An 11,246-nucleotide genomic window follows, 5' to 3' on the forward strand; every position below is an offset into this window, starting at 1 on the left:
CCGTTGTCACCTATCGTCCTTTACACTGAATACACAGGAAGCGGCTTCGGCCAATTCCGACTCAACTCAATGCCAAGAAGGAGAGATTCGTTCATGAATACCAAGCCGTTAGAAGGAAAAATCGCATGGGTGGCAGGTGCAACGCGCGGTGCCGGCAGAGGAATCGCCACCAGCTTGGGCGAAGCGGGAGCGACGGTATATTGTTCGGGCAGAAGCATGCGCGGCAAGCCGTCCGATCTGAAACGGACCGAGACGATCGAGGAGACCGCAGAGCTTGTGACCTCCGTGGGAGGACAGGGCATCGCAGCCTATGCCGACCATACCGTGGAGCGTGACGTAGAGCTATTGCTCACCCGTATCCGCGAGGAGCAGGACGGGCGGCTGGACATACTGGTGAACAATATATGGGGCGGTGAATCGCTTATAGCATGGGGAACGCCGTTCTGGCAGCATGCCTTGCGAGACGGACTGCTGGTGCAGGAGCGGGCCGTGAAGGCGCATCTGATCACCGCTCGATACGCTGCTCCGCTTATGATCGAACGCGGGAGTGGACTGATTGTCGAAGTAACGGACGGCATCGACTACCGTTACAGGGGCAATCTCTACTACAGCCTGGCGAAGATCTCCGCCATTCACATGGCGGAAGCGATGGCGGAAGAGCTGAAGCCGTCCGGGGTCAGCGCACTCGCCGTATCGCCGGGCTTCCTCCGATCGGAGGAAATGCTGGATCACTTTGGCGTGACGGAAGCGAACTGGCGGGAGGCCGTTCATAGCGGGAAGCCGCAAGCCGAGCATTTCGGCCAATCCGAGACGCCCCGCTTCGTAGGCAGAGGCATTGCGGCGCTGGCCTCCGATCCGGACCTCCTCAACCTGAGCGGACGCGTGCTGCCCAGTTGGGAGCTGTCCGACCGCTACGGCATCTCGGACATCGACGACCGCCGGCCTCATTGGGGCAATTACGCCAAGCAGCAAGGATTCTTATAGTCTCTCTGGCTGTCGATTCGACCGATGCAACCTTCATCCATTCACGATCTCGCCCCCGTTAATATGCAGGAATTGACCCGACATATAGCTGGAGTCGTCGCAGGCCAGATACACATAAGCCGCCGCCAGTTCGTGCGGCTGGCCTGCCCGTCCCATCGGCGTATCCGAGCCGAAGGTTGATACTTCCTGCGGATCGAACGAGGACGGGATAAGCGGCGTCCAGATCGGTCCGGGCGCTACGCCGTTCACCCGTATGCCCTGTCCCGCCAGATTGGCGGCCAGTGCGCGAGTGAATGACACGATCGCCCCCTTCGTCGCGGAATAATCGATAAGCGTGGGATTGCCTCTATAAGCCGTAATGGAGGCCGTATTGATGATTGCACTGGATGCCTTCAGATGCGGCATCGCCGCAGCGGTCAGATAGAACATGCCGAACACATTGGTCCGGAACGTCTTCTGCAGCTGCTCCGCCGGAATATCCTCCAGCTTCTGGCGGACATGCTGCTCCGCCGCATTGTTGACGACAATATCCAGTCTGCCGAATTGCCGGATCACCTTCTGGACGACATCCTTGCAGAAGGCTTCGTCACCGATATCCCCTGTCAGCAGCAAGCACTCGCCTCCCACGCTTCTTATGTGCGCTTCCGTCGCGCTTGCATCGACATCCTCGTCGACATATACAATCGCGACTGCAGCTCCCTCCTTGGCGTAAGCGATCGCTACCGCTCTGCCGATGCCGCTGTCGCCTCCCGTTATAATCGCCACCTTGCCCGCCAGCTTTCCTGCGGCTTTGTAGCTGTCGGACTCGAATATCGGCAGAGGCGTCATCTCCGCTTCGATTCCGGGTTGACGGCTCTGATTTTGCTGCGGGAATACTTCCCTCTTCTGACCCGATTGGCTTGTCATCCTCATTGCCCTCCTTCAAGACTTGCTGATATGGAACAAAATCTCAATCTACTTTGCCCAAAAATGGCCATTCCATTCCTGATTGAGACAACTCCAATCATCCCGTCATCACCCTCAACGGGTGGCTGCGCTGAAGGACTGAATGGCCAAGCGTCCGGAGCACGAGCAATAACAAGGCCAAGCGGCGTGAAAGAAATAAGCCTTCAACTCTCGCGCTTCATACGGAGTTGGAGGCTTATTAGCTGAAGTTGGGGGCTGCTTAGCTGGATTTTGAGTAGTTATTATAGTAAAAAGTCCCATTCTAAACCCTGCAAGTGGAAAATGTACAGTTAAATCAGACATTATCACACGAAAGCTCGTCACTCAGCCAGATTAATAGCATAAAATCCAGTTCATTTGTCATAAGCAGGAGTAGTTCGATAAATTAATGGCATGAAATACAGTTAGATTAACCTCCCCCAGCTTCATTGCTTCATCCTATTTAAGCGTAAACGGCTATCGCCGTCCTACTCTCCTGCTGCACACGCCCCTTTTCGACGCTCCAGTGTATGATTCATTCATACACTAATACGGCTCGCATATGGCTAAACTCTAGCATCGGCTTTATAATTTCATATCATCAAAAAACCCATAAAAGCCTGAAACTGCACCCAAAATGTTAGATGATGTCTAACATTTTGGGTGCAGTTCAATAGCCCGGACGGCTCAATCTCCAACCTCTAAAATGCCAGTCCGCGGCAAATGCGAAAGCGTCAAACCGCTTACTTCGCCAATCGCTGATACGTATCCGAATCGCATATAATAAACAGCCGCGCTCCGGACGGAATACTCTCGCCAAGCTTCCGGTTAATGCTCAGATCGCCTCGGTCGGAGATAAGCGTCGCCCCTTGCTCCAACAGCCCACGGAACGCATCGCCGTACGTTTTCCAAGCGCGATTGACCGGAACTTCGTAGATGTCGTCGCCGTACTGTCTGCTCAGAAGCTGCCTAAGCACCTCCGAATTGCCCTCATGCAGCGCCGAGCGGACGGCAAGCCGCGATATCGCATCATGTGAGAGCACGAATTCGTTCACCTGCACATGATGGAAGTTGCGGATATGCTTCTCCTGCATAATTTCAACCGTCGTGTGCACCTGCGGTGCAATCCGTTCCACGCTTGAAGCGATCAGCAGCGACTTGCCGTCGATAAGCGCCGATTCGTCAATACGGATGTCCGAGAAAATAATAGCCGACTTGGCCCGCTCAATCCCAGCCTTGGCCAGCACATCGTCCTCGGCGGGATCGCCGCTTACGAAATGTACCGTAGGCAGATGCTCCTGCGGGTGGCGGTTGCCTTCATCCACGATGACAATTTCACGTTTCGGCTGGCAGGACAAAATTTCCTCCACTGCGGTCTGCGCTTTTTTGCTCCAGTTAATAATGACAATATGGTCGCTGCCGGAATAGCTCAACTTGCCCGCACCTCTCTTCTTCTGAATTAACGCTATGGAATCAATAATTTTGCCGATTACCAAACTAAGCATGCCGATACCGAATATATAGAGCAGCATCGTCCATACTTTGCCCGCCACTGTAGCGGGATAGAAGTCGCCGTAGCCCACTGTCGCCATCGTCGTAAGCACCCAGTATAGCGCGTTGAACCAGCTGCCGAACGTATCCGGCTCCAGCGCGTAAGAGATTGTGGCGCTCGAAAGCACGACCAGCACGATGATGACGGCGATAGACAGCCTGCTCATCCTCATCAGCCTGGTCGAGATCAATCGAATAAAATGCATGATCGCTTCTCCTTTCTATCGCTCACCGAAACCAAATCACGATAACTACGTAAAGTATAACATCCCTATGTTACAGGAGGTAATTTCTGAATGTCACTATTTAAACGTTTGAGAGATCTGACCCTGTCCAATGTATACGCCTTGATCGAGAAAGCGGAAGATCCCATTAAGCTCACGGACCAGTATATCCGGGATATGACCGAAGACCTGGAGGATGCCGAGAAAGCTGTAGCGCAGCAAATCGCGCTGGAGAAGAAATTCAAGGCGCTCTATGAAGAGCAGGAAGCGTTATTCCAGAAGCGTGCGGAGCAAGCGCAAATCGCTGCCCAGGAACAGAATATCGATCTTGCCCGCCGCGTCCTGGAAGACAAGCAGGCAGTAGAGAAGAAGATGATTGAATACAAGGAAGCCTATTCCGAGAATCAATTGCTGGCGAATAATCTTCGGGCCAAACTGGACGAGATGCGCAAGCAGCTGGAAGAGATGAAGAACAAGCGCGACACGCTCGTCGCACGCTATCAAGCCGCCAAGACGCAGACGCAGATCAATAAAACGATGTCCGGCTTCGGCTCCGGCACAGCGGCCGCCGGCATGAAGCGGATGGAGGATAAAATGCGCCAGGCCGAAGCGATGGCGGAAGCCAGCAACGATCTTGCCGCTTCCAAAGGCAAATCCATCGACGAGGAGTTCGCATCCAGAAGCGGCAATAAGGCCGTTGAAGACGAGCTTGCCGCACTGATGAAACAATATGAGAAGTAGGGACAGCGATGAGTCTGTTTAAACGCATTCGCAATATCATGAAGAAGCCTGAGCCTCCACCGGAAGAGAAGAGCATCTTCACCATCGGACCCGGAGACATATGCGAAGTGTCCTTAACGCTCTATACCGTATCCGGCCGGACTGTTAACACGCGTCGCGGCACCATCATGCTTACGTTGCAGGACGGCGCCGCAACCCGCTATCTGCTCATTGAGAACCGGGCGAGCACGCAATATGCTCTGTATGCCGCAATAGACGGACGGCTCGATTCTATCCATGAGGTGCCTGTTCAGCTGGAGCTGGACGGGCGCATGTACCATATGGAAGAGCAATATGCCGGACATATCGCCACGACGGGCAATACGCCGTTCATGCAAGGCGGCGAGCAGTCCGTCTGGCAGTATCAATCCGACGATCGGAAGCTGCTGCGCATCGAATGGCTGGATGGCCGCTTCATGCTCTATGAAGGCGACAGCATCATTCCGGCCGACGTTCATGTGCTCCGGGGCGGAACAAGTTAATTCGCCCGCGCAAAAAGGCTGAGCTTGAGCAATCAAGCTTCAGCCTTTTTCATTTGGTTAAATAATGAGGCTGCTGATCGCAAATGCGAAGCCGACATAGACAGCGAACAGCATCATTCCTACAGCAGTGTTGCCTTTAATGAGCTGATCCGATATTTTGAAGCCCGGCGTCACCAGATCAAAGATGAAGTAGGCCGCCAGCAAGCATACGTAGCCGATGGCGAACCAGAGCATCATAAACCAGATGGATGAATTCGTATAAGCCGCCACGCCCAATATAATGGCGGTAGACATAAACTTGCCGCCAAGCGCCAGCCCCACAGCGACATTGCCCTTCTTCAGCTCTTCCATGTCCTTGAACGGCGTAATGAGATTGAATATGATCATGCCGAGCAATTGAAGCAAAATAATGACTGCCACACTGACTATAATATTAACGACTACCGTCAATTCGCCCACCCCCGAAATTTCGCATACGCCAAGTCATAATCGGCAAAATCGTGTACTTCCTCCAAATGCACATCTACCGTTTTTTTCTTCTCAAAATCCGTATATCTGGCATCGTCGATCGGCTGCTTGATCTGGTTGCCGGAAGGAAGCTCCACAACCGCGAAGTTGCGCGTCTCGCCCTTGTACTCCGTCTTGTATACGCCAACCAGATCGACTTGCGTCGTTACCGCTACCTTCAATTGCTCCAAATCTCCCTTGGCGGCCGTCTCGTCCTTGAAGGATTTGAGGGAGCGCCATGCCGACAGTCTGATCTCATTGCGATTATCGGCACCGGTTACCAGCTCCGCATCCATAAATTGCAATATCCACACTTTATCTCCCGTCGCATAATTCCCGTCATTGGGCATTAGCTCGTTGTTCGGCAGCAGTGTCATATCGCTTCCGATCAGGTCGCCCACCGTCCCCTCCATGATACGGTAATCCCAAGGCACCCGTACCGCCTCATTGACCGGCTTGGAAGATACAGTGTCGGTGGTATACGCACTGGAGCCTTCAAATACGGAAGGATAATTGCTGCCGCAGCCCGCAAGCACCAGCATCAAGCTGATCGCGCCAGCCAGCCACACGGCTCTGCTCCGCTTCCGGCTTAATCCCCATCGTCTCGTCATTCGCAATTAATTCACTCCTATCGCTATAAAGTGGCTTGTGTTCCCGGTAATCAAGCCTCCTGCACGGCCCAGCAGGCCGCACGGCTGCCCGTTAATGACGAACATGCCGGTGAGCAGACGAAGCTCTCCCACTGGCGTAACAATCCTCGCGAGCTCTGCACGCTTCTGATAGACGGTCGGGAACAGCGTGCTCGTATCGAATCCGTCGCGGTCTTCCAGCTCCAGCTCTCCGGAGGCGTCGTACAGGCGGACCGAACCGCCCTCGCGTCCGAACATCGACTTCGACACGAAGCTGCCCTGGAATACCGGCTTGTTGTAAGCGGGAAGCATATACTTGACAATCGCTTCGCGCTCTTCTTCCGTATACAGCTGGCCAAGCTCGTACAGCCCCCATATGACTGCCATCAGCCCCTTGGACTGCAGCAATATGCTGGCTGGCGGATTGAACAGCTTCAGATTGCCCGACTCCACAGCGTAGGCCAGCGCATCGCCGCCGTCGTCAACCGCCATCCACTCCTTCGGGTAGAGCGCGAACATGCTGTGAATCGCTTCGCCTTGCCCATCCCGCAATATCCCTTCATCGACGTACAGCTCCAGGCAGTCCCTGCACAGAATATCCAGGCCGCTATGCCGCACCAGCGCTTCAATCGTTCCGGAGTCCTCCATATGCTCGCCGTAGGCGACGCAGGCAGCGACCTGCGGCCGCTCTTCGCCCCATGCCGCGGCTATATGCTCCTTCATGGCCACATTAGGCGAGTCAATTCCCGCTTCCTCGCACAGCCAAGGCGTAGCGATCGCAGACTCCACATAGCCTGTCGGCGTGTCCGCATTCAGCTCAAGCAGCTTGATGACGCCATCGCCGGATACCGCGAAGTCGAACCGGGCGTAACGGCTAATGCAGTCCTCTTCCGGCAGCTCCATATCGTCGACCATCGGCCATAGAATCTCCGGTATGCCAATCAGATCATATAGCCCGTGATTGCGATGAACATACCGGGCTGCACGGTGAAATACCTTCCACAGCATTGCGGAAGCCAGCCGAAGCTCTTCGTAGCACGCTCTGTCCATTCCCACGACGGCATCAATCCAGTATTCTTCTTCCTCCAGATTGGCCCATGTGAAGCCCATTCCGGCCAGCGCTTCAACCCGCTCCTCCCGGTCCGGCTGCGGTTCGGTCAGGATACGGAATACATCTCCGCTCATCCTCCGAACCCGCTGCTTCTGCCGGAGCTGGTCGAGCTGCTTTTGCTGGAACCGGATGAGCTAACGCTGCTGCTCTTGCTGCCGGATGTGCCGGATGTGCCGGAGGAGCTTATCCCGCTCGATTTGCCGCCAATGCCGCCCGGCTGAGACGAAGTCGATCTTCTCGTCACCGAGCCTGTCGTCGTGGACGTCTTCGGCCGCACGGAGGTACCGGCGACTTGCTTGTTCTGGAACATATCGCTCGTATAGGTCTTCGGTTGATACGACTGCTTCGACTTCGAATAATACGACTTCGTATAGTAAGCCGGACGCTTGCTGTACCAGCCCTTGGACGAGTAGCTGGACCCGGCGTTGAACAACAGGTGATACAGAAGCAGATCATCCCAGCCGAAGCCGGATTCGTAATGATGGATTACTGTTGTATCTCCGGACCCGGAACCGGCCCCTTCTCCCTCTTCTTGCTTTACTGCAAGGCTTTCGGGCGTGATCGGCAGGCTCCAATCCACTTTGGCATCGTAGTACTTCTTCACATCTTCCGTCGACCAGGACACCAGCTTCGGCTGCTCATCGGAGCTGCCGGCGGTACCGCTTGTCGCCATGGCGCCAGTGCTGAACACCGCATTGGCCAGCAAGGCGATGCCGAGCGATGTAGACAACACTTTCAGCGGCTTGCCGTCTTCAGCGAACAGCTTGGGCGAAGCCGGTTTATTCTTTCTCTGCTCTTGAGTCAAGCTGCATTCCTCCCTCTCTTGTACAACTAGCCATCATGCTTCATCTTCACAAGCAGAAGCTCGAGCCTCTCCAGGTCGACATTCAGCCTGCCTTCAATTGTCTCATATTCTTGATTGCCCACAACCAGATAATTGACATGCTCCAGAGAAGACACCATATTCATGCTCCAACGGCGCGTTTCTATCTCCTTCAGCTCGCCCCCGGGGAGCTTCTCAATCAGTACAACATTCAAGCCTTGATCCATTGCAGTCTACCTCCTCTCCGAGCACATTCATATTTTTAGATTATACCTTAATACGGTCCGATGCGGCATATGTTCCATGTAATTGGAAAAAGAAGGGGAAACAAATAATCCCACAATGTGAGACTTTGCTACGAAGCTTACTGGGGCTTTGCGGGGGCACCGCTCCAACCGAGGTCACATCGCCTGCAGACCGCCATTCGCCCACTTTCCTACCTCCAACCGAGGTCACACACTAGCCCGACTCGCACGCCCCTTTTTGGTGCTCCAGTGTAGGATTCATACACTAGTCCAGCTCGCACGCCCCTTTTTGGTGCTCCAGTGTAGGATTCATACACTAGCCCGGCTCGCACGCCCCTTTTCGGCGCTCCAGTGTAGGATTCATACACTAGACCGGCTCGCACGCCCCTTTTTGGTGCTCCAGTGTAGGATTCATACACTAGTCCGGCTCGCACGCCGCTTTTTGGTGCTCCAGTGTAGGATTCATACACTAGTCCAGCTCGCACGCCCCTTTTCGGCGCTCCAGTGTAGGATTCATACACTAGTCCAGCTCGCACGCCCCTTTTTGGTGCTCCAGTGTAGGATTCATACACTAGACCGGCTCGCATGCCTCTTTCGGAGCTCCAGTGTAGGATTCATACACTGGGACGCCTCTCACGAGTCGTTCCTCTGGCTTCTGGTATTCAACTGGACCTCATGCTGTAGCATAAGAAAAAGCGGAGCATCGCTGCTCCGCTTCAATCATAACCATCCGCTTGTCTGCCCTACTCCTCCCAACGCGTCAATATGACCGGTCCGTTCTTCGTAATCGCCACCGTATGCTCGAATTGGGCCGCCCATGCTCCGTCCACCGTCTTGGCCGTCCAGCCGTCCGGCATGATGAAGATGTCTGCGCTCCCTTTCGTTATAATAGGCTCGATCGTAATGACCATGCCCTCCTCCAGCCTCACCCCATCGCCCTTCACTCCGAAATGGTCGACCTGCGGATATTCATGCAGTCCCCGTCCGATGCCGTGGCCGACGAACATCTTCACGACGCTATAGCCTTCTCGTTCCGCACGGGACTGCACCGCATGCCCGATATCACCGATGCAATTGCCGGGGACAGCTTGCTTGATGCCCGCCAGCATGGAGGCCTTGGCCGCCCGTATCAGCTTGTCGGTCGCGCTTGTCGTCTTGCCGATCGCATAAGTCCAGGCGGAGTCCGCCTTCCAGCCGTCCAGATCCGCCACCATGTCTATCGTGACGATATCTCCCGATTCCAACGGCTCCGTATCTGGAAATCCGTGACAGACAACGTCGTTAACGGATGCGCACGTGGCATAAGGATAACCCTTGTAGCCTTTCTGGGCGGGAATCGCTCCGCGGTCCAGCATGAAGCGCTCCACGAACCGGTCGATCTCCTGCGTCGTCACCCCCGGCGCCAGACGTCTTGACAGCGCTCTGTGACATGCAGCCACGATTCGGCCCGCCTTGCGGATGCCGCGAATGTTCTCCCTTGTCTTCAATTCCAATGCCATGTACGATACCTCCTCATAGAGTTGGGAATAACGGAAATTGGGCGTATACGCTTACCCTATTCCGATATCCGGGGGATCATAACTATTGCGATGGAATTTCATCGAATTGTCACGGAATCCATCCGGAATACCCGGGAACGCAGGCCTCGCGTAGACCCTTTAGGAAGTAAATGGTATCATGATCGGCAAGTACTAATCGCACGGCTAATTTTTATCAAGAATCAAGAATCGATTACTGGGGGCAAGGATAACGATGAGCATTGCTCGGGAAAAGATTATGGACAAGCTTCACGCCCAAATGAAAGCCGGCACCCATATTATCGGCGTAGCCGCAGGAGCAGGCATTACGGCCAAATATGCGGTCAAAGGAGGCGCCGACTTCATCCTTGCGCTTAATTCCGGCCGCTTCCGACAGATGGGATTAAGCTCATTCGGAGGCCTGCTTCCCTTCTCCAACAGCAATGCGCTCGTCATGGAGTTCGGCGCCAGAGAGATTCTTCCCATCGTAAGAGATGTGCCCGTAATCTTCGGACTATGCGCTACAGATCCCACCATTCAACTGGAAGCCTACATCGACAGCATTCAAAAACATGGCTTCTCGGGCATTAACAATTACCCTTCCGTCGGGCTAATGGGCGGACAATTCGGTGAAGCGCTCCAGGAGCAGGGGATCAGCTATGATCAGGAAATTGAGGCCATCGCGATCGCGAGCCGAAAGGGAATGTTCACGATCGCATTCGTCTTCGATGAGGTACAGGCGATGCGAATGGCTTCGGCAGGAGCGGACGTCATCTGCGCACATCTGGGTTTTACGAAGGGAGGTATTATGGGGGCCAAGAAAGTGCTGTCTCTGAAAGCGGCAGCCCAATTGGCAAGTGATATCTTCCACGCGAGCGACCGGGTTAATCCCGATGCCGTCAAAATGATCTACGGAGGTCCTGTCGTATCGCCTTCCGACGTCTCCTATATGTATAGCAATACAGGCGCCCACGGCTACTTGGGCGGCTCGTCTTTCGAGCGGATACCGTCGGAAGAGGCGATTACGCAGACCGCGTTGCTGTTCAAGGAAGCAGGAATGACGGAGCAGGACAAGCTTGTGAATCGCATGCTGGAGGGAATCAGCAAGCATTACGACTACGTTCAGTTCGTGAAAGAGTATGTCGCCGCCAACTACATGGAATCCGTCTCCTTCTCGGAGCTTGCGATGGTCGCCCATCTGTCCAGAACACATCTCAGCTATCTCTTCAAGAAGGAGGTCGGCTGCACCTTCCCCGAGTATCTGGCCAAATTCAGAATCAATAAAGCGAAGGAGATGATGAAGCAGAAGCATATCAAGCTGTCGGAAATAAGCACCTTAAGCGGGTTCAATGATTATGCGCACTTCAGCAAAACGTTCAAAGCGCTAACAGGCATGTCGCCCCGGCAATATAAAACGCAACATTCGTACAAAAACACATAAATAACATACATATGCACATGAATTGACT

The 11,246-nt window shown here is 54.3% G+C and carries 12 protein-coding genes; 4 read left to right on the forward strand and 8 right to left on the reverse strand.

Translation table 11 applies throughout. The features are described 5' to 3' along the window. The first annotated feature begins 93 nt into the window (after positions 1-93). Positions 94-984, forward strand: a complete 891-nt coding sequence (locus M6D81_RS17965; protein ID WP_262678297.1) for an SDR family oxidoreductase — start codon at positions 94-96, stop codon at positions 982-984. Between the two features lie 33 nt (positions 985-1,017). Here the strand turns inward: M6D81_RS17965 and M6D81_RS17970 are convergent, their stop codons facing one another. Further along, the gene (locus tag M6D81_RS17970; RefSeq protein WP_262678298.1) at positions 1,018-1,890 is read right to left on the reverse strand and encodes an SDR family oxidoreductase; all 873 of its coding nucleotides are present in this window, start codon (positions 1,888-1,890) and stop codon (positions 1,018-1,020) included. 761 nt (positions 1,891-2,651) lie between these two features. Further along, complete coding sequence (locus M6D81_RS17975; RefSeq protein WP_262678299.1) at positions 2,652-3,665, reverse strand: potassium channel family protein; 1,014 nt, start codon at positions 3,663-3,665, stop codon at positions 2,652-2,654. A 90-nt stretch (positions 3,666-3,755) separates the two neighbouring features. Here M6D81_RS17975 and M6D81_RS17980 point away from each other — a divergent pair, with 90 nt between their 5' ends. Both M6D81_RS17980 and M6D81_RS17985 read left to right on the forward strand, forming a co-directional pair. Next, the gene (locus M6D81_RS17980; RefSeq protein WP_262678300.1) at positions 3,756-4,424 is read left to right on the forward strand and encodes a PspA/IM30 family protein; all 669 of its coding nucleotides are present in this window, start codon (positions 3,756-3,758) and stop codon (positions 4,422-4,424) included. A gap of 8 nt (positions 4,425-4,432) precedes the next feature. Beyond that, entirely contained in the window at positions 4,433-4,945 is a 513-nt protein-coding gene (locus tag M6D81_RS17985) for a DUF4178 domain-containing protein (protein WP_262678301.1), read from the forward strand. A gap of 57 nt (positions 4,946-5,002) precedes the next feature. Here the strand turns inward: M6D81_RS17985 and M6D81_RS17990 are convergent, their stop codons facing one another. The 6 genes from M6D81_RS17990 to map all read right to left on the reverse strand — a co-directional run bounded on the left by M6D81_RS17990 (position 5,003) and on the right by map (position 9,759). After that, the gene (locus M6D81_RS17990; RefSeq protein ID WP_262678302.1) at positions 5,003-5,395 is read right to left on the reverse strand and encodes a DUF350 domain-containing protein; all 393 of its coding nucleotides are present in this window, start codon (positions 5,393-5,395) and stop codon (positions 5,003-5,005) included. Next, positions 5,392-6,063, reverse strand: coding sequence for a hypothetical protein (locus M6D81_RS17995; RefSeq protein ID WP_262678303.1), 672 nt, complete (start codon positions 6,061-6,063; stop codon positions 5,392-5,394). The genes M6D81_RS17990 and M6D81_RS17995 overlap by 4 nt, the downstream gene beginning before the upstream one ends. Positions 6,064-6,069: 6 nt before the next feature. Then, the gene (locus tag M6D81_RS18000; protein WP_262678304.1) at positions 6,070-7,266 is read right to left on the reverse strand and encodes a glutathionylspermidine synthase family protein; all 1,197 of its coding nucleotides are present in this window, start codon (positions 7,264-7,266) and stop codon (positions 6,070-6,072) included. After that, the gene (locus M6D81_RS18005; protein ID WP_262678305.1) at positions 7,263-7,997 is read right to left on the reverse strand and encodes a hypothetical protein; all 735 of its coding nucleotides are present in this window, start codon (positions 7,995-7,997) and stop codon (positions 7,263-7,265) included. The genes M6D81_RS18000 and M6D81_RS18005 overlap by 4 nt, the downstream gene beginning before the upstream one ends. Before the next feature lie 26 nt (positions 7,998-8,023). Then, positions 8,024-8,242: a hypothetical protein gene (locus tag M6D81_RS18010; protein ID WP_262678306.1), complete on the reverse strand. Its 219-nt coding sequence runs from the start codon at positions 8,240-8,242 to the stop codon at positions 8,024-8,026. 761 nt (positions 8,243-9,003) lie between these two features. Further along, the gene (map, locus tag M6D81_RS18015) at positions 9,004-9,759 is read right to left on the reverse strand and encodes a type I methionyl aminopeptidase (protein ID WP_262678307.1); all 756 of its coding nucleotides are present in this window, start codon (positions 9,757-9,759) and stop codon (positions 9,004-9,006) included. Positions 9,760-10,012: 253 nt separating this feature from the next. Between map and M6D81_RS18020 the strand changes: the two genes are divergently transcribed. Then, positions 10,013-11,218, forward strand: a complete 1,206-nt coding sequence (locus tag M6D81_RS18020; protein ID WP_262678308.1) for a phosphoenolpyruvate hydrolase family protein — start codon at positions 10,013-10,015, stop codon at positions 11,216-11,218. The last annotated feature ends 28 nt before the right edge of the window (positions 11,219-11,246 follow it).

Origin of the sequence: Paenibacillus sp. J5C2022 (genome assembly GCF_025567625.1) — a bacterium.
Taxonomy (GTDB): Bacteria; Bacillota; Bacilli; order Paenibacillales; family Paenibacillaceae; genus Pristimantibacillus.

What these genes read in the sequence shown, in the direction of transcription:
- M6D81_RS17975 (WP_262678299.1), bottom strand. Translation starts at nt 3,665, where the DNA reads ATGCATTTTATTCGATTGATCTCGACCAGGCTGATGAGGATGAGCAGG.
- M6D81_RS17980 (WP_262678300.1), top strand. Translation starts at nt 3,756, where the DNA reads ATGTCACTATTTAAACGTTTGAGAGATCTGACCCTGTCCAATGTATAC.
- M6D81_RS17995 (WP_262678303.1), bottom strand. Translation starts at nt 6,063, where the DNA reads ATGACGAGACGATGGGGATTAAGCCGGAAGCGGAGCAGAGCCGTGTGG.
- map (WP_262678307.1), bottom strand. Translation starts at nt 9,759, where the DNA reads ATGGCATTGGAATTGAAGACAAGGGAGAACATTCGCGGCATCCGCAAG.
- M6D81_RS17985 (WP_262678301.1), top strand. Translation starts at nt 4,433, where the DNA reads ATGAGTCTGTTTAAACGCATTCGCAATATCATGAAGAAGCCTGAGCCT.
- M6D81_RS17970 (WP_262678298.1), bottom strand. Translation starts at nt 1,890, where the DNA reads ATGACAAGCCAATCGGGTCAGAAGAGGGAAGTATTCCCGCAGCAAAAT.
- M6D81_RS18010 (WP_262678306.1), bottom strand. Translation starts at nt 8,242, where the DNA reads ATGGATCAAGGCTTGAATGTTGTACTGATTGAGAAGCTCCCCGGGGGC.
- M6D81_RS17965 (WP_262678297.1), top strand. Translation starts at nt 94, where the DNA reads ATGAATACCAAGCCGTTAGAAGGAAAAATCGCATGGGTGGCAGGTGCA.
- M6D81_RS18020 (WP_262678308.1), top strand. Translation starts at nt 10,013, where the DNA reads ATGAGCATTGCTCGGGAAAAGATTATGGACAAGCTTCACGCCCAAATG.
- M6D81_RS18000 (WP_262678304.1), bottom strand. Translation starts at nt 7,266, where the DNA reads ATGAGCGGAGATGTATTCCGTATCCTGACCGAACCGCAGCCGGACCGG.